Origin of the sequence: Luteimonas aestuarii (genome assembly GCF_004357985.1) — a bacterium.
GTDB classification, from domain to species: Bacteria; Pseudomonadota; Gammaproteobacteria; order Xanthomonadales; family Xanthomonadaceae; genus Luteimonas; species Luteimonas aestuarii.
This window is the reverse complement of the sequence record NZ_SMTF01000006.1, coordinates 81,591-98,051: the sequence shown is the minus strand read 5'-3', so window position 1 is coordinate 98,051 and position 16,461 is coordinate 81,591. Positions and strand designations below refer to the sequence as shown.

Below are 16,461 nucleotides of genomic sequence, written 5' to 3'. Positions count from 1 at the left end.
GGCTCTTTTTCATGTGAGGCAGTGATTGCGTACTGCGTCGTCAGATCGCCTGTCCGCCCGACACTTCGATGCGCTGCGCCGTGACCCAGCGGTTGGCGTCGCCCAGCAGGCTGGCGACCATCGCGCCGATGTCGTCGGCCACGCCCACGCGACCGAGCGCGGTGATGCCGGCGAGCTGGCGGTTGATCTCCGGGTTGTCGCGCACCACGCCGCCGCCGAAATCGGTTTCGATCGCGCCCGGCGCCACCGTGTTCACCGCGATGCCGCGCGCGCCGAGTTCCTTGGCCAGGTAGCGCGTCAGCACTTCGACGGCGCCCTTCGCCGCCGCATACGCCGCGTACCCCGGATAGGCGAACCGGGTGAGGCCGGTGGACACGTTGACGATGCGGCCACCGTCTTCGATCAGCGGCAACAACGCCTGCGTCAGGAAGAACACGCCCTTGAAGTGCACGTCCACCAGCCGGTCGAACTGCGCCTCGGTGGTGTCGGCGATGGATGCGGTATCGCCATGCCCGGCGTTGTTGACCAGGTGGTCGAAACGCTCGCGTCGCCAGGTGTCGCGCAGCGCGGTGCGCAGCCGCTCGCTGAAGTCGGCGAAACCGGACACCGCGCCGGTATCGAGCTGCAGCGCCACCGCCGTCCGGCCCAGCGCCGCGATCTCGGCGACGACGGCGTGGGCCTGTTCGGCATTGCCGCGATAGGTCAGCAGCACGTCGCCGCCGGCCCGCGCGACATGGAGGGCGGTGTTGCGGCCGAGGCCGCGGCTGCCGCCGGTAATCAGGGTGAGGGTGGACATGCGCGTCTCCTGTGGGTGTGGGGAAGGTAGGGACAGCATCGCCAGCCCGGCCGGAAACGGGTTGCCGGAACCTCGCCAAGCCTTGCCTGATCCTCCAATTCACAAGACACGATTCCGGGATTCGCTAGAATTACGGCATGAACGCCTTGCTCGATGCTGTCCGCCGCTTCGCCGATACCCATGCCGGCCCCGACGGCCTCGCGCCTACGCCGATCCCGGGACTCATGGCGGTCCGCGCCACCGCGCCCAGCGAGCTGATGCACGACGTGCACCGTCCCATGGCCTGCCTGGTGCAGCAGGGGGCCAAGCGGGTCACCGCCGGCACCCGCACCGTCGAGTTCGCCGCGGGCGACTCGCTGCTGGTCACCGCCGACCTGCCCACCGTGAGCCAGATCACCCACGCCAGTGCGGCCACGCCGTACTACTCGCTGGTGCTGGAGATCGACCCCGGCATCGTCGCCAGCCTGGTCGCGGAGATGGCGCTGCCCGACAGCGCCGACCTAGCCCCCATCCGCGCCGAACCCACCGATCTCGAAACCCGCGATGCCGCCCTGCGGCTGATGCAGCTGCTCGACCAGCCGCACGCGCTGCCGGTACTGCAGGCACAGCGCGTGCGCGAGATGCACTACTGGCTGCTGGCCGGGCGCCACGGCGATGCCATCCGCAAGCTCGGCTGGCCCGACGGCCACGTGCAGCGGGTGGCCCGCGCCGTGCAGGTGCTGCGCCGCGACTACGCCGAACCCATCGCAGTGGAACGGCTGGCCAACATCGCGGGCATGAGCGCGTCGTCGTTCCACCAGCATTTCAAGGCCGTCACCTCGCTGTCGCCACTGCAGTTCCAGAAGCACCTGCGGCTGGTGGAAGCGCGGCGCCTGATGCAGTCGCAGGGTGCCAGCGCCAGCACCGCGGCCTACACCGTGGGCTACGAAAGCGTGCCGCAGTTCACGCGCGAGTACAGCCGACTGTTCGGTCGTCCGCCGGTCGCCGATGCCCGCGCAGCGATGATGCGCCTGCGCGCCTCCGCATGAACACACGCATGCATCGGCACCACGCATGCCGCCGGGAAGGGACGGGCCTGAACCCGGGCGCGTTACGATGCCGCACCCACGTCGTCCGCCCCGATCGCCGATGAAGTCCCGCACTCCCGCCGCGCCCGCGGCGGCATGAGCCACGCGCCGCCCCGGCCGCACGCCGGGCCCGCCCACCGCATCGAACGCCTGCAACCGCGCATCGCGGCGCTGGCGAGCCTGCTGCTGCACGCATTGTTGGTGTTGATCGTGATGCTGACGCCGCCGGTGGTGGTGAGCAGCGGCAGCGAAGCGGTGGGCGGCAGCCGCATCGAAGTGCAGTACATCGGCGAGTCGCCGCCCGTTCCCTCGCCGCGGCCGACGGACCGACCGCCGGCGGACGACGCCGCCGCCACGCCGCCGCCTCCGGCTTCGCGGTTGCAGACCACGCCGGTCCCGGACGCGGAGGCTACCGTGCCGCTGGTGGTCGAATCGACGGCGCAAACGCCGGTGCCACCACGCCCGCCGCAACCCGTGCCACGCCCGGCCGCCACGCCACAGCCGCCGGCACCGCCACCGCCGCCCACCCGGCGCCCCAGCGCATTGCGCGGCCAGCCGCCCGGCATGCGCCTGGAAGACCTGGCCCCGGTCAACGCCGGGCCGGCAGCCAGTGCCGCGCCGGGCGCGGGCCGCCGGCACCAGACGTCGGGCAACGAAGCCAGCCTCGAGGTCGATGGCTACCAGGTGATCTACGACCTGCGTGCCGAGCCGCGCCTGCGCGCATGGCGCGATGCCGGCATGACCGAACTCTCGCTGCCGTTGCCGGGCACGCGACGGATCATGGTGTGCCCGCTGGAAACCGCGCTGCGACGCGGCTCCGGTCCGTGCCGCATGGTCGAACCCGATGACCCGGAACTGGACGCCATCGGTGATGCGCGCGACGTGCTCGACATGAATCAGGTCTATCGCCTCGGCGAATTGCTGTGGCGCGGGCCGCGTCCGTATCGCTGATGCCATGTCGCAAAGCCGCGGACATGCAGCGCGTGCATTCAGCCCGCGTGTACCGATGCAAAAGGCCTCGCGGGTTTGAGCGCACGCGGACAGGCGTTTACGCTCGCGCATTCCTCCACACGCACGCGCCACGCCGACCCGCACGCATGACCATCGTTCACCGACTCGTCCTCCTTGCCACGCTGCTGCTGTGCTGCGCGCCCGCGCTGGCGGCGCAACCCGCACCCGGCAGCGGCAGCACGTACCGGATGGACGTGCACTTCGATCCAAATGACGGCGCGTTGTCGGCCAGCGGTACGCTGGAGATCCACACCGACGAAGCGCTGGATGGCTTCGAACTGCTGCTCAACGGCGGACTGGCGATCGACACGCTGCAGCCCGACCGCAATGCCGCGGTGACATTCGAGAACGGCATCAGCATCGACAGCTATGCGCTGCCCCAGACGCAACGCATCACCGTGACCCTGGTGCAGCCGCTGTTGGCAGGCGAGCGCATGTCCATCGCCTTCGACTACGCCGGCCAGGTCACCACCGACAGCATCGAGATCGGCCGTGGCGTGGTGACGCCCGGGTGGAGCGAGATGACGATGGAAGCGCTGTGGTACCCGGTGTGGCTGAAGGGCACGCGCGTGCACTCCGACGTCACGCTCACCTTGCCCGCGGGTTACCAGGTGGCCGCGCCGGGCCGCGTGGAACCCGCAGGGGAAGGCCGCTGGCGGCTGCGCCCCAACGGACCGGTCAGCGGACGCGTCACCTTCATCGCATCCGATGGCTGGGTCGAGACGCGTCGCGCGCTGGGCGAGGGATTGTCCGGCGTGGTGCTGAGCATCGACCCCGAACCGCGCGCCGACGCCATCCTCGATGGCACCGCCGCCGCCTTCGCGGCCTATCGCGCGCTGTTCGGCGAACCGGAGACCGCCAGCACCGCGCTGACCATCGTGTATGCCAACCGCGACATCGGCCTGAAGTATCCGCGACAGGCCTATTCCACCGGCGGCGACTTCATCGTGCTCGACCAGTCCGACGAACGGGTGCAGCTGGACACGCTGCACCACGAGGTCGCGCACTTCTGGTGGTCGCGCGGCAGGCCGGGCACGCCGCACGAGTTCCTGTCCGAGTCGATCAGCGAATACCTTGCCGTGCGCCACGGCGGCGACGCATGGGGCGACGCCTGGCTGGAGACGCGGCGGGCCACGATGGCACAGCGCTCGGCCGCCATCGAAGGCTCGCTGCGCGACATCGACGGGCTGACGGCCACCCGGCAGGACCTGCTTTACCACCGCGGCCCCACCGCGCTGTTCGCGCTGCAGGACCGCATCGGGCGCGGCGCGGTGGACGCATTGCTGGTGCAGGCCCACGCCGCGCCCGACGACACGCTGGATGCATTCCTGCAGCTGCTTGCCGCGCAGCAGGGACAGGACGTCGCCGACCGCTTCGCCAGCGAACTTTGACGCTGCGGTTCCGCGGGCCATCGGGCCTGCCTGCGCGCCACCGCGGCGGCAGCGCATCCCGACAAGCGTGGCCGCAAAAGCGAAGCGCCCCATGCGGGGCGCTCCGTTGAAGCAGGCGGTTGGATGGCGCGATCAGTAGCCGTCGCCGCGCGTCGCTTCCTTCCGCGACTTCCATGCCTCGTACTCGGCGCGCGAGATGCTGCCGTCGCCGGCGGTGTCGATCTCGTCGAATTTTTCCAGCAGCTTGGGATGCGCGGCCAGGTCGGCGCGCGAGATGCTGCCTGCACCGCGGGTATCGAGCTGGTCGAAGCTCGGCTTGTCGGCCTTGTCGTGGCGGTCATGCGACTGCATCTCGGCCTGCGGCACGCCGGTGGGCGGCGCGGTCGGCTGCGGGTCCTGCGCCAACGCGGTGCCGGCGGCCAGCGCGGTGGACAGTGTGGTCAGGGCAAGGGTGTGGATGATCTTCATGGCTTGGTCTCGTCTTTTCGGGGGATGAAAGAGGGTGGAACCTGCAGCCGCCACCGTTGGCTGGCTTGGGGTACACGACACCACATCCGATATTTCGCGGATGTCATCGCAAAGCTGCGCGCGTATCACGCGTCGATTACGAATGCGGCACGGAAATCGCTTCCATCGGCTGCTCCCGCGACGTTCGGGCAAGACTGAACGCGTTGCACAACGGGATTCATGTCGCGGGGACGCGCATGCGTGCGCACGGCAGCGGGCGCCGCATTCATCGCGTTGTGCGCTTGCATCGATGCCTCGCGGCTGCATGCCGACGATCACGTACAACCATCGATCAGCGCAGGGACATATCGTGCGTCAGGATGTCCCGGCCCAGCGCCGCGCGGATCCAGGCGATGGGCGCGAACTGCGCGAACAACGCGGCGACGGCGGCCAACCAGATCGCCCAGGCCAGTGCGGCGATGCCCGCCATGCAGCGCCACGCCAGCCAGCCCGGCACAAGCGACACCGCTGCACCCACCAGCATCACCATGCGCCCGCGCCAGCCCTTGCCTGCCTCCGCCATGGCTGCTCGCTGCCAATCCTTCGCGTTGAAACGCGGATGGCCGCCCCCCCGAAGGCGGGGGCCCATGGACGTTGGCGCGGACGGCGTGGCGCCCTCTCGACAACAGCGTCCGAGGGTCCCCGCCAGCGCCGGGATGACGGCTTTCGAGCATGTCGGGCGGAGCGTGTCGCTCTGGCCGGCACGTATGATGTCGCCGCACCCATCACGCATTCCACACCATGGCGAAGCCGAATCCGCTCCAGGAACAACTGCTCAAGGCGGGCCTGGTCAAGAAAGGCAAGGTGGCCGAAGTGGCGCGCGCGCAGGTCAAGGCGCGGCACGGCAAGGGACCGGCCAAGGCCAGCGAGATCCAGCGTGAAGCCGAGCGCGTGCGCACCGAGAAGGTCGAGCGCGACCGCGCACTCGCCGCCGAACAGAAGGCCAAGGCACGCACGGCCGAACTCGCCAGGCAGGCCCGGCAGATCATCGCGGACAAGAAGCTGCCGCGCAGCGGCGGACAGGAGTACCGCTTCACCGCGGACGGCGCCATCCGCACCCTGCTGGTGGACGACGCCCAGCGCAAGCAGCTGTCCGCCGGCGCCATCGTGATCGCACGCATCGACGATCGTTTCGAACTGCTGCCGCGCGGCGCCGCGGAAAAGGTGCGCGAACGCGATGCCAGCCGCATCGTGCTCGACCACGGCCAGGCAAACGATGCCGAGCCCGACGCCGCTACCTCGGAAGACGACGCCTACTACGCGCAGTTCAAGGTGCCCGACGACCTGGTGTGGTGACCACGCCAGCCTGCCGCGCGCTGACTTCGCACCCTGTCCGCCCGGCCGCCGCGCAACCGCCGCGCCACACCGCGACGACATCGCCTGAAGGTGGCTTTCGACAAGATGGGCGCCTGGCCCCGTCGCACGTGCGGGGCACCCGCCCCACACAGGAGACGCCCCCATGTCCCTCAAGACCCTCCTGCCCGAGCGCATCGGTTTCGGTACCGCGCCGCTGGGCAACATGTTCCGCGACATCCCCGATGACGAAGCCAATGCCACGGTGGAAGCTGCGTGGAACGACGGCATCCGCTACTTCGACACCGCGCCGTTCTACGGCGCCGGCCTGGCCGAGCTGCGCCTTGGCAAGATCCTGTCCGCGCACCCGCGCGACGAATACGTGCTCAGCACCAAGGTCGGCCGCCTGGTGCTGGACGAGAAGGAGGACGGCGCGCGCGACAACGGCGAGAAAGGCGGCCTGTTCGAACACGGCCGGCCCAACCGCGTGGTCGACGACTACTCGCACGACGCCACCCTGCGCTCGCTCGACGACAGCATGCAGCGCCTGCGCACCGACCGCATCGACATCGCCTGGGTGCACGACGTTGCCCAGGACTTCTACGGCGACGAATGGCTGGCCCAGTTCGAACGCGCGCGCACCGGCGCGTTCCGCGCCCTGGACAAGCTACGCGACGAAGGCGTGATCAAGGCCTGGGGCCTGGGCGTGAACCGCGTGGAGGCGATCGAACTGCTGCTGGACCTGGACGAACCGCGCCCCGACGGCTTCCTGCTGGCCGGCCGCTACACCCTGCTCGACCACGCACGCGCCCTGCAGCGGGTGATGCCCAAGGTGGCTGAACGCGGCCTGGGCGTCGTGGTCGGCGGCCCCTACAGCTCCGGCGTGCTGGTGGGCGGCAAGACCTTCGAGTACGCGCCTGCGCCGCAGCGCATCCTCGACAAGGTGGCGCGCATCAAGGCGATCGCCGACCGGTACGGCGTGAGCATGAAGGCAGCGGGCTTGCGGTTCGCGCTCGCCAACCCGGCGGTGGCCGCGGTGATTCCCGGCGCAAGCCGGCCCGACCGCATCGCCGAGGATCGCGCCGCGCTCAATGAAGACGTGCCCGCCGACTTCTGGCGCGAACTGCGCGAGGCGCAGCTGGTGCATCCGGACGCGCCGCTGCCCGTCGACGACTGAGGCGCACCGGCGCCGGCGTGCCGCCTCAGCCTGCGTCGCCGGGCGCGGCCTGCAGCAGGAAGTCGCGCAGCAGGCGCGCGCTGGGGCCGATGCGCCGACCATGCACCACGAAGATCTCCAGCGGCGCCGTTTCCACGTCCGGCAGCAGGTGGACCAGGTCGCCCGCGGCCAGCGGCGCCGCGGCGTCGTACGCGGGCAGGCGCGCGATGCCTTCGCCCGCGAGTACGAAGGCCAGCCGTGAGGCCGCGCTGTCGGTGACGATGTCGCCCTGCACCGCCATCTCCATCGGCCGGCCGCCCACGCGCGCCGACAGCACGCGCTGGCTGGGCGGATACACCACCCAGCGATGCTGTTCCAGTTCAGCGAACGTGGCCGGCGCGCGGTAGCGCCGCAGGTAGGCGGGCGCGGCGCACAGTAGCGTGGGCTCGCGCACCAGCAGGCGCGCGACCAGATCGGAATCGGCCAGCGGCCCGGCGCGCACGGCCAGTTCGATGCCACGCTGCACCAGGTCGACATTGTTGTCGTTCATCGCCACGTGCAGGCGGATCGCCGGGTAGCGCCGCCGGAAGTCCAGCAGTGCCGGCAGGATGCGCTTGTTGCCGAAGTGGTGCGAGCAGGTAATGCGCACTTCGCCGCGCGGTTCGGCGCGCAGCAGCTCCATGCCGCGGATGCCGTCGTGCGCTTCGTCCAGCAGGCGCTCGCAATGCACGCGGAACGCCTCGCCGGCCGGGGTCAGGCTGAAGCTGCGCGTGCTCCGCTGCGCCAGCGGCACCCCCAGCTTGGTCTCCAGCACCCGGACATGGTGGCTGACCACCGCGCGGGTCAGCCCCAGCGCGCGCGCCGCGGAAGCGAAGCTGCCGCAGCGCACGACCGTGGCGAACACCGCCATGCCGCGCAGCTCGTCCAGGATCGGGGAGGGATGGTCGCTCATCCGGCGAAATTGTCATAGGAAATATGACAATACGTCAGTTTCCGCGCACCTACCGGGCACAAGAACGTGGCCCTAATGTTTGTTTCGCCCGGAATCGCCGGGCTTATCGAACCAAGGGAGTGTGCGCCATGAGCGTCCAGCATGTCTTGTTCGTTGTGACAAACGCGGCCGAGATCGGCCCCAACAATCGCCCGACCGGGTTCTTCTTCCCCGAGATCGCGCATCCGTTCGAGGTGCTCGACCGGGCCGGGATCGCAGTGGAATTCGCATCGCCCCGCGGCGGCAAGCTGCCCGAAGACGGCTTCGACGGCAGCGATCCGGTGCAGGCGGCGTTCCTCGCCAGCGACGCCTACCGCCGCCTGTCCCGCAGCCGCCCGTTGGCGGAGGTGGACGTGCTGGACTACGACGCGGTGTTCTTCCCCGGCGGGCTGGGGCCGATGGTCGACATCACCGGCAACCCCGAGGTGCAGGCGGCCGTGCGCCGCGCCTGGGACGGCGGCAAGGTGGTGGCCGCGGTATGCCACGGCCCGGCCGCGTTCCTCGGGGTGACCCTGGAAGATGGCAGCCCGCTGGTGCAGGGCCGCGAGGTGGCCGGATTCTCGACCGCCGAGGAGGACGGCTACGCCCGCGCCGACGTGCCGTTCGACCTGGAAACCGCGCTGCGGGCGGAAGGCGCGCTGTACCGGTCGGTCGACCCGTGGCAGCCGACGGTGGCCGTGGACGGACGCCTGGTCACCGGCCAGAACCCCGCCTCCGGCACCCTGGTCGGCCAGGCCATCGCCGACGCCCTGCAGGGGCGCGCGTGATGGCCGGGGCCGCGCAGGAGATCGTGGTGGTCGCGCGCTGGCAGGTGGCCGGCGACGCCCTCGGCGACGTGCTCGAACACGTCGCCGCGATGCGCACCGCCTCGCTGCAGGAACCCGGCTGCCTGGGCTACGAGGTGTTCCAGGCGCCGGATGCGCCGGCCACCCTGCTGTTGCTGGAACGCTACCGCGACGCCGCCGCGCTCGACGCGCACCGCAACTCGCCGCATTACGCGGCGCTGGTGGTCGAGCGGATCGTGCCCCGGCTGGAGGGCCGGCAGGTGGAACTGCTCCAGGCGCACGGGCCGGCGTGATCCGCCGGCCCGGTGCACGCAGCACGGCGGTGCCCCATCGGGCACCGCTGCACAGACCAAGCGTGCGGCTACGGCACCGTCGTGGCCGCGCCGGGCTGGAACTCGCGCATCCCGCCCTGCCACAGCGCGAACGCATAGATGTCGGTCCACACCTCGTCGAGCTGTCTGCGGCTGGAGCCCATGCCGTGGCCGGCCTCGAAATCGATGCGCAGCAGCACCGGCTCGGCGCTGGCGGTCGCGGCGGCCAGGCGCGCGGCGTACTTGGCGCTGTGGAACGTGGCCGCGCGCGGATCGTTGAGACCGCTCACCACCAGCGTCGCGGGATAGTCCACGCCTTCGCGGATGTGCTGGTAGGGATCGAGGTCGTACATCGTGCGGAACGACTGCGCATCGGTGATCGGCCCGCCCCACTCCTCGATGTCGGCGTAGTTCTGCTCGGACACGTAGCGGATCGGATTCATGAAGCCGACGTTCGCGATCGCGCCGCTGAACAGGTCCGGCCGCTCGTTGATCGCGCCGCCCAGCATCACGCCGCCGGCCGAGGTGCCGAGCAGGGTCATCGTGGCGGGTGATCCGATGCGATCGGCGACCAGCGTCTCCGCCACGTCGATCGCGTCGCGCCAGGTGTTGGCCTTGGTCGCGGCCTTGCCGGCGTAGTGCCAGTCGCGGCCGAACTCGCCGCCGCCGCGCACGTTGGCCACCGCGTAGACGCCACCGCGGTCGAGGAAGGCGAGCATCCGCGCGTTGAAGCGCGGCGAGGCGGGATAGCCGTAGGAGCCGTAGGCTTCCAGCAACACGGGCGTCGTGGCGTCGGGCGTGGCGTCTTTCTTCATCACCAGCGTGTAGGGCACCTGCACGCCATCACGTGCGATGGCCACCCTGCGGCGTGCCTCGTAGCCCGTGGTGTCGAACGGTGGCGGCGGCACCAGGGCCAGGTCGTGCGCGTCGCCACCGTCCAGGTCCAGCCGGTACACCGTGTTCGGGGTGAACCAGCCCGTCATCGCCACCAGCACGTCGCCCGACGCGGCCGTGCCGTGCACCCACGGGACACTGCCGGCGAACGGCAGCGCGACCTGTTCCGCGGCACCGTCCTCGCGCACGCGCCACAGGCCCGAGGACGCGCCATCGATGGTGCGTACCAGCAGGCCGCCGCCCGTGGACAGGATCGACTCGATCACCGGTTCGCCGGGCAGGGGCAGCGCGCGCGCATTGGCCAGGTCCGGCGCCGAAGCCGAGGTCTGCAGGATGCGTCCGCCGGACGCGTTCTTCTTCGAGGTCAGGTACAGGCGATCGCCCGCCAGGCCCATGTCCACCACCACGTCGTCGAAGCCGGCCACCAGCGTCCATTGCGGCTGCCCGCGCATCGTGGCATCGGCATCGGCGCGATACACGGCCGCTTCGCTGCGACCATCGCGCACGATCGCCAGCGCGGTGTCGCTGCTGGGTTCGAACACCACCAGCAGGAACTGTTCCGGCACCGCCTGCAGCCCCGCCTCGCCGCGACGCGCCAGCACCACGTCGTCACCGGGGCTGCCGAGCGCGTGCAATCGCGGTTCGTTGTTGACGAAATAGCTGGGCGTACCCGGCTCACCCACGAATTTGAGATAGCTGAAACCGCGGCTGTCGCCGGTCCAGCTCAGTCCCATCGCATGCGGAATGGCCACGTCCAGCAACGCGCCGCTGTCCACGTCCAGCACGCGCAGCGTGGAGTGCTCGGTGCCGCGTTTGGACACCGCCACCAGCACGTGCCTGCCGTCGGGCGCCGCCATCCAGCGATCGAGCACCTGGTCGCCGTCGCCCTGCATCGTGCCGGGGTCGAACAGCACGCGGATGCGACCGTCGGCCTCGCGCAGCATCAGCTTGGTGTCCTGTTCGCCGGCGGCGCGGATCTCATGGAACACCCGGCCACCGGCCAGCTCGGCCATGCCCACCGAGGACAGTTCGCCCGAGCGCGCCGCCACGTCGGCCAGCAGCGCGGCGCGTCCCGGCAAGGCCGCGAACACCGCCTGCGTGTGTCCACCCTGCGCCTTCAGCCACGGCAGCCAGTCCGGGTCCTTGCCGCTTTCCATCCAGCGATAGGGGTCGGTGACCTGCGTGCCGTAGTAGTCGTCGACCACCGGTTCGACCTTCGCCGCAGGCGGCTGGCCCAGGGACACGCAGGGGATGAGCAGGGCGCACAGCCACAGCGACCGCGACGGACGGAAGTCCAGCATCGGATATCTCCGGAACAGGGCGGCACGCAGGGGCCGGGTCTCTGCATCCAACGGAGAAACCACGGCAAGCCTGACACGCGGACCGGAGGCATGGCGTTGCCAACGGCACCCCGCTGACCACGCGGGCCTGCTTCCGGCACACTGACGCCCCAGCAACCCCGCCGGTACGCCCGCGATGACGCTCCCCGACGAATTCGATCCGGACAACAACTACGCCGATGACGCCGACGGCACGGAGATCGACGACGAGGTCAGCGCCGAAGCCCTGGTCTGGCAGCTGCTGCTGGTCATCAACCCCGGCGACGAAGACGCCGCACTGCAGCAGTTCGCCGCGTTCCAGGACGCCCTGGCCGGCGCCGATGCCGACGACATCGAAGCGGCGTGGCTGCTGAAAGACGTGATCGACTGGAAGTCCGGCTTCCACGTCGAAGAGACCGCGACCGGCACCCTGGTCGACGCCCTCACCGAACTGGCCGCGCGCTACAACCTCGACATCGACTGGGGCGTGGAAGACCCCACCGACGACGCCTTCCTCGCGCGCACCAGCACCGACGAACTGCTGGAGACCGCGCACGACCAGCTGCGCCTCGACGGCTACACCCTGTGGACCTGGGACACCGGCACCGAACACGTGGCCGGCTGGATGACCGCGTCGAGCGACGACACCGCGATGCGCATCCTTGCACCGGCATTGGGGATCGACGCGCGGCCTGCGGGGATGTGAGACAAGCCGCCGAAAGCTGCACGCGTGTGTTGTTCCGTCTCTCGCGACCGGGATCCATGGCATCCAAACAGGAGCTCGTGGCGTTGCCCGGTACGCGGGGAAAAAACCGAGTCTGACCCCTGGTCCCGCCCCCGATGCCCCATCAATTGTCGACAAACTGATCCACGCGTAGGGTAGAGCCCTCTTCAGGAGGGATTCTGGATGCGTGCTCTGGGAACGATGGTGTTGTTGGGCCTTGCGGCGTGCGCGGGGCCGGGTCCCGGGACCGGTAACGGGGGGGTGTCGGTTGCGGTGGACGATGCGGCACCTTCAACACCATTCGCGCAGCAGCAAGGGTCCGGGGAGACGTCGCCTGGCGATCCGTTCGCGGGTGCCTGGCAATCATGCGATGGCGCGTCCTCGCCAGAAGAATGCAGTCGTTACCTGCTGGCACAGCGTGGCGACCGTATCTGTGGAACCTGGTCCTACCTCGCATCTGGAAAGGCGTACGACGGCAGGGTCGTCGCGCATGCGACCTCCCCTACGGAAGCGCGTCGCACGCAAGTGTGCGGGCGTCCGGGTGCCGAAACCGACACGGAATGCAGCGACGGGTGGCAAAGCATCGACAAGCCGCTGCTGCTTTGCGACGGCAAGCTTGGCGATCTGGTGGGCGCAGATGGCGCATGTTTCGCCGATTACCAGGCCGCCCGAACGTTGCAAGGCGAGTGGGAAGCATTGCAGATGGAGCCTTGGGTGCAGGACTGCCTGTCGGACGCTCCATCGTGGATGACTCATAGGGAAATGAATCATGACAAACCCGAATCCTCTGACTGAAAACGAGTTGCGGGCGGCCGCCTACTTCGCCGTGGGCGTGACCTCGGAAGGCAGCATCGCAGGTCGCGATGTTGCCTACCGCCTGAGCTTCGCCGGCAATGTCGGGCCAGGCGGGCGAATGCAGCCGGTGGCCAACAGCGGCTACTCGTTCGGCACGATGCAGGTCGATCTGGGACAGCATGCGGAGGTGGCCGGCGACCTGCTGGATCGCTACCAGAGCTGGGCGGCGACACAACCGGATCGGGCCGCGCTCGAACTCGGGCAGGACGATTACGAGGCCGTGCTGGCATCCCTGCAACGCACCGGGCGCGAGATGCGCGCGGCCAACGCGGTCGACGTCGACCGCTCGGGCATCAACCGGTTCCTGGAATCCGACGATGGGCGGACGTTCGTGCATGGGCTGGACACCGCGCACGTTGATGGCGTGACCGCGGCTGATGACATCGTGGGCAATCGGGACACGGCGCTGGAACGCCTGTTACGCACGAACCTTTATCGCAACGCCACGGGCGACGAGCAGGCGGAACTGGCAGGCATGTTCATGAAGCTGCAGAACCAGGCCGGCCAGGCTCGCTGGCCGGGCCTGCTGGACCGCGTCGAAGCGGGAGCGCTGACATCGTCCGCTGCTGTGAAGACAGCCATCGACGGCCTGCTGCCCAACCAACCCAATGGCAATCCGGATTATCTGCAGAGCGGCGCGGACAATACATTGCGAGGCATTGCAGTCCTCAATGCGTTGCGCGGCGCCGATGCGGACAACCCTTTGTCGAGGGCATGGGCCAACGTGGCCGCCGATCCTCTCGTCGGGCCGGTTGCCGCTCACCAGCCCAATGCGCGCAATCCTGATCTCGGTTTCGAGTACGACACGGTACGTTCGCTGTTCCTGACGCCCGAGGCCTCGCGCCGGTTCATCGCTTCGCTCGATCAGGGGGCAACAATGGCGGAAGGCAATCCGCAGGCGCAAGCGAATGGCAGCCGGCAGGCCGGCTTCTACGTCTCTGGCGACGATTTCGTGCACTGGAACCGCAATGGTCAGGGCCAAGCTTTCATCGGCGGGCAATGGCGCCGTATCGATCCGGACAACTTGACGCGTGTGCGCAATGACGACGGTACGACAGAATTGATGATCAACGAGGACGGGCGGCGCGCGACGTTGCTGCGTGTCGATCCCAGCGTGCCAGCGCTGCGTGCCGACGTGACGACGACTCCTGGCGATGTCCACCATGCCATGGACGAACGCGATAGGGATTTCGTAGTTGCGCCGCACCCACCCGAGGGGCCGGGGTATGGCGGGGAGACCCGCGATGCCGGAATCCTTTCGCGCCAGAGCCCAGGTGCTGCGCCGGAGCACCGAGAATTGGTAGCCGCACCAGCGACCCCGTTCGAAAACCCGTACCTCAACCGCATGCTCGCCGCGGTAACCGCGGGTGACGAGGCGGGGGCCAGTCGCATCGCACAGGAATTCGCGCAGTCTCCCCAGGGCGTTGCGTTCATCCATCGCGGAGAACAGCTGTTGGCACGGCAACAGGCCGGAGAACGGGAAGTTCAGCAACCGCGTGCTGATCAACGTCAGATCGGAGAGTTTGAAAGAGGCTGAGCAGATCGACGGGCGGATGAGGAAGTCCAGCACAGGTTGAGTGTTTGCCTCGTAGCTCCCTCTCCGGAACACCTCGTCTCCACCCTGATGGCGCTACAACCTCGACATCGACTGGGGCGTGGAAGACCCACCGACGACGCCTTCCTCGCGCGCACCAGCACCGACGAACTGCTGGAGACCGCGCACGACCAGCTGCGCCTCGACGGCTACACCCTGTGGACCTGGGACACCGGCACCGAACACGTGGCCGGCTGGATGACCGCGTCGAGCGACGACACCGCGATGCGCATCCTTGCACCGACATTGGGGATCGACGCGCGGCCTGCGGCTGGGGCGTGACAGGGACGGCATGCATGCGCGTGTGCGAACCGATCTTCCGGCGCGTATCCGCAGCGCAACGACACCGCGCCTTCAACGCGAATGGCGGAGAAGCAAAGGATCCGCGCCGTTGGTGCGTTGCCGGACATCCGGCAGGGGGTATCGGACCCCGGTGAATCCCGGCAAGGCGTGCCCGGCAACCACGGCCCCGGAATCAGTTCGAAGCATAGGGGCCGAATACCGCCTTCACCGTCATTGCCTCGCTGTCGTCGTCAAGCACGAACACGCGATACGTCGCGCCGCCTTTCTCGACGCGAACGACCACATGACCCTGCGTGCTTGCGGCGTTCTCGACGCCGTACGTGGTCGCGAAGGTCGCGGGCGAGACGTTGGTGATGAAGATGTCCCGCTCGCCCGGCCAGACGTCCCGGGAGGTCATGCGCCGGTACGTATTGGCCGCCGGATGGCCTTCGGCGCGCGAGGCGACCACGATGACCCGCGGGCGCAGCGCCGCCAGGAAGGGAATGCCGTTGGCGTCCCAGCTGCCGTGGTGGTTGGCCTTGAGCACGTCGACCGGGCCGCTGGCCAGGGCCACCGGTGGCTCGACGTCCTTCCATGGAGGTGGATCGGACGCCGTTTCCTCGTCGATGGACGACAGGTCGCCACCGGAGAAGTAGCCGAACGCTCCGTAGCTGATGCGGAAGGCCAGGCTGAGCTTGTTCTCGGTCGGATGATCCGCGCGCGCGAGGCTCTCCAGCGGCGGGAAGAGATTGCGCGTTCCGTTGCCCTCGCCGGTCCAGACGACGCCATTGGCATACAGGTTCCGGAGTTCGAATTGCGGATAGGCTTCCGGCCGGTGCAGCAGCCTGACCTGGTCGTTGCGGCCGGGCTGGAACCTTTCCATTTCCAGTCCACGGTTTCTGATCTGCCAGTCGATGAACCTGCGGTAGTTGTTCACCGTCGGGTTGTCGATCGGTTCCGGATAGTCGTAGCCGGGCCAGCCGCGGTCGATCAGCCTGGCGATCGGCACCAGTTCGGCGACCTGGGTGAAGCCGCTGAGCCGGTAGTCGCCGCCGAGCGTCGTGCGCGGCGAATCGGCGGCGATGGCGCCCATGTGGTCGCCGTGGAAATGCGAGACCAGCGCATAGTCGATGGCCCTCGCGCCTTCCGGCAGCGCGCGCATGGCATAGCGCGCCACCCATTCGCCCGGCGGGCGCGAGGCATCGGGCTTGCTCGGCAGCGAGAACGGTGGGTGTTCCACGGTCTTGCCGCTGGCGTCCACCAGCACGCTGGTGCCGTCGGGCAGGATCAGCAATTGCGCCTCGCCGCGACCGGTGTTGATGTGGTGGATGTCCAGTTCCCCCTCGGACCATGCGCGCAGCGGCTTTCCCACTTCATGGGCGATCGTCGCCGCCGACTCCTCCACCCCGTCTCCCGCCAGCGCATGGACGGGAACGACGACGGGTACCAGCATCGCCAGGACCAGCGCAGCCTTGCGCACGCATT

At 69.0% G+C, this 16,461-nt stretch carries 17 protein-coding genes; 11 read left to right on the top strand and 6 right to left on the bottom strand.

From position 1 onward, the window contains the following. Positions 1–40: 40 nt before the first annotated feature. Positions 41–796, bottom strand: coding sequence for an SDR family NAD(P)-dependent oxidoreductase (locus tag E2F46_RS09750; protein WP_133321901.1), 756 nt, complete (start codon positions 794–796; stop codon positions 41–43). Between the two features lie 137 nt (positions 797–933). Here E2F46_RS09750 and E2F46_RS09745 point away from each other — a divergent pair, with 137 nt between their 5' ends. The 3 genes from E2F46_RS09745 (at position 934) to E2F46_RS09735 (ending at position 4,265) form a co-directional block, all read left to right on the top strand. After that, a complete protein-coding gene (locus tag E2F46_RS09745; protein ID WP_133321900.1) occupies positions 934–1,824 on the top strand; it encodes an AraC family transcriptional regulator in 891 nt (296 codons plus the stop codon). A 135-nt stretch (positions 1,825–1,959) separates the two neighbouring features. After that, positions 1,960–2,814: a hypothetical protein gene (locus tag E2F46_RS09740; RefSeq protein ID WP_133321899.1), complete on the top strand. Its 855-nt coding sequence runs from the start codon at positions 1,960–1,962 to the stop codon at positions 2,812–2,814. Positions 2,815–2,960: 146 nt separating this feature from the next. After that, positions 2,961–4,265, top strand: a complete 1,305-nt coding sequence (locus tag E2F46_RS09735; protein WP_133321898.1) for a gluzincin family metallopeptidase — start codon at positions 2,961–2,963, stop codon at positions 4,263–4,265. Positions 4,266–4,397: 132 nt separating this feature from the next. On the opposite strand, the gene E2F46_RS09730 is transcribed toward E2F46_RS09735, so the two are convergent. After that, positions 4,398–4,733, bottom strand: coding sequence for an EF-hand domain-containing protein (locus E2F46_RS09730; RefSeq protein ID WP_133321897.1), 336 nt, complete (start codon positions 4,731–4,733; stop codon positions 4,398–4,400). 331 nt (positions 4,734–5,064) lie between these two features. Continuing rightward, positions 5,065–5,295 carry a hypothetical protein gene (locus tag E2F46_RS09725; protein WP_133321896.1) on the bottom strand — a complete coding sequence of 77 codons (231 nt, stop codon included), beginning with the start codon at positions 5,293–5,295 and terminating at the stop codon, positions 5,065–5,067. A gap of 218 nt (positions 5,296–5,513) precedes the next feature. Here E2F46_RS09725 and E2F46_RS09720 point away from each other — a divergent pair, with 218 nt between their 5' ends. Next, entirely contained in the window at positions 5,514–6,068 is a 555-nt protein-coding gene (locus E2F46_RS09720; protein ID WP_133321895.1) for a DUF2058 domain-containing protein, read from the top strand. A gap of 163 nt (positions 6,069–6,231) precedes the next feature. Beyond that, positions 6,232–7,242 (top strand): aldo/keto reductase, encoded by a 1,011-nt coding sequence (locus E2F46_RS09715; RefSeq protein ID WP_133321894.1) that lies wholly within the window; start codon positions 6,232–6,234, stop codon positions 7,240–7,242. 25 nt (positions 7,243–7,267) lie between these two features. On the opposite strand, the gene E2F46_RS09710 is transcribed toward E2F46_RS09715, so the two are convergent. Beyond that, positions 7,268–8,173, bottom strand: coding sequence for a LysR family transcriptional regulator (locus tag E2F46_RS09710; protein ID WP_133321893.1), 906 nt, complete (start codon positions 8,171–8,173; stop codon positions 7,268–7,270). A gap of 128 nt (positions 8,174–8,301) precedes the next feature. Between E2F46_RS09710 and E2F46_RS09705 the strand changes: the two genes are divergently transcribed. Beyond that, positions 8,302–8,979, top strand: coding sequence for a type 1 glutamine amidotransferase domain-containing protein (locus E2F46_RS09705; protein WP_133321892.1), 678 nt, complete (start codon positions 8,302–8,304; stop codon positions 8,977–8,979). Then, the gene (locus tag E2F46_RS09700) at positions 8,979–9,290 is read left to right on the top strand and encodes a putative quinol monooxygenase (RefSeq protein ID WP_133321891.1); all 312 of its coding nucleotides are present in this window, start codon (positions 8,979–8,981) and stop codon (positions 9,288–9,290) included. The genes E2F46_RS09705 and E2F46_RS09700 overlap by 1 nt, the downstream gene beginning before the upstream one ends. Before the next feature lie 68 nt (positions 9,291–9,358). Here E2F46_RS09700 and E2F46_RS09695 read toward each other — a convergent pair whose 3' ends face one another. Next, positions 9,359–11,503 (bottom strand): prolyl oligopeptidase family serine peptidase, encoded by a 2,145-nt coding sequence (locus E2F46_RS09695; RefSeq protein WP_133321890.1) that lies wholly within the window; start codon positions 11,501–11,503, stop codon positions 9,359–9,361. Between the two features lie 175 nt (positions 11,504–11,678). Between E2F46_RS09695 and E2F46_RS09690 the strand changes: the two genes are divergently transcribed. The 4 genes from E2F46_RS09690 (at position 11,679) to E2F46_RS09675 (ending at position 14,976) form a co-directional block, all read left to right on the top strand. After that, the gene (locus tag E2F46_RS09690) at positions 11,679–12,227 is read left to right on the top strand and encodes a DUF6630 family protein (RefSeq protein WP_243720375.1); all 549 of its coding nucleotides are present in this window, start codon (positions 11,679–11,681) and stop codon (positions 12,225–12,227) included. Between the two features lie 201 nt (positions 12,228–12,428). Next, a complete protein-coding gene (locus E2F46_RS09685) occupies positions 12,429–13,040 on the top strand; it encodes a hypothetical protein (protein WP_133321889.1) in 612 nt (203 codons plus the stop codon). Next, positions 13,015–14,637, top strand: coding sequence for a hypothetical protein (locus E2F46_RS09680; protein ID WP_133321888.1), 1,623 nt, complete (start codon positions 13,015–13,017; stop codon positions 14,635–14,637). Before E2F46_RS09685 ends, E2F46_RS09680 begins: the two co-directional genes overlap by 26 nt. A 36-nt stretch (positions 14,638–14,673) precedes the next feature. Further along, positions 14,674–14,976, top strand: coding sequence for a DUF6630 family protein (locus E2F46_RS09675; protein WP_133321887.1), 303 nt, complete (start codon positions 14,674–14,676; stop codon positions 14,974–14,976). 193 nt (positions 14,977–15,169) lie between these two features. Here the strand turns inward: E2F46_RS09675 and E2F46_RS09670 are convergent, their stop codons facing one another. Continuing rightward, on the bottom strand, positions 15,170–16,456 hold the full coding sequence (locus E2F46_RS09670) for a ComEC/Rec2 family competence protein (protein WP_133321886.1): 1,287 nt from the start codon (positions 16,454–16,456) through the stop codon (positions 15,170–15,172). Between the last annotated feature and the right edge of the window lie 5 nt (positions 16,457–16,461).

Excerpts from the sequence above, each read along its gene's own strand:
- E2F46_RS09750 (WP_133321901.1), bottom strand. The coding sequence starts at position 796 with ATGTCCACCCTCACCCTGATTACCGGCGGCAGCCGCGGCCTCGGCCGC.
- E2F46_RS09745 (WP_133321900.1), top strand. The coding sequence starts at position 934 with ATGAACGCCTTGCTCGATGCTGTCCGCCGCTTCGCCGATACCCATGCC.
- E2F46_RS09740 (WP_133321899.1), top strand. The coding sequence starts at position 1,960 with ATGAGCCACGCGCCGCCCCGGCCGCACGCCGGGCCCGCCCACCGCATC.
- E2F46_RS09735 (WP_133321898.1), top strand. The coding sequence starts at position 2,961 with ATGACCATCGTTCACCGACTCGTCCTCCTTGCCACGCTGCTGCTGTGC.
- E2F46_RS09730 (WP_133321897.1), bottom strand. The coding sequence starts at position 4,733 with ATGAAGATCATCCACACCCTTGCCCTGACCACACTGTCCACCGCGCTG.
- E2F46_RS09725 (WP_133321896.1), bottom strand. The coding sequence starts at position 5,295 with ATGGCGGAGGCAGGCAAGGGCTGGCGCGGGCGCATGGTGATGCTGGTG.
- E2F46_RS09720 (WP_133321895.1), top strand. The coding sequence starts at position 5,514 with ATGGCGAAGCCGAATCCGCTCCAGGAACAACTGCTCAAGGCGGGCCTG.
- E2F46_RS09715 (WP_133321894.1), top strand. The coding sequence starts at position 6,232 with ATGTCCCTCAAGACCCTCCTGCCCGAGCGCATCGGTTTCGGTACCGCG.
- E2F46_RS09710 (WP_133321893.1), bottom strand. The coding sequence starts at position 8,173 with ATGAGCGACCATCCCTCCCCGATCCTGGACGAGCTGCGCGGCATGGCG.
- E2F46_RS09705 (WP_133321892.1), top strand. The coding sequence starts at position 8,302 with ATGAGCGTCCAGCATGTCTTGTTCGTTGTGACAAACGCGGCCGAGATC.
- E2F46_RS09700 (WP_133321891.1), top strand. The coding sequence starts at position 8,979 with ATGGCCGGGGCCGCGCAGGAGATCGTGGTGGTCGCGCGCTGGCAGGTG.
- E2F46_RS09695 (WP_133321890.1), bottom strand. The coding sequence starts at position 11,503 with ATGCTGGACTTCCGTCCGTCGCGGTCGCTGTGGCTGTGCGCCCTGCTC.
- E2F46_RS09690 (WP_243720375.1), top strand. The coding sequence starts at position 11,679 with ATGACGCTCCCCGACGAATTCGATCCGGACAACAACTACGCCGATGAC.
- E2F46_RS09685 (WP_133321889.1), top strand. The coding sequence starts at position 12,429 with ATGCGTGCTCTGGGAACGATGGTGTTGTTGGGCCTTGCGGCGTGCGCG.
- E2F46_RS09680 (WP_133321888.1), top strand. The coding sequence starts at position 13,015 with ATGACAAACCCGAATCCTCTGACTGAAAACGAGTTGCGGGCGGCCGCC.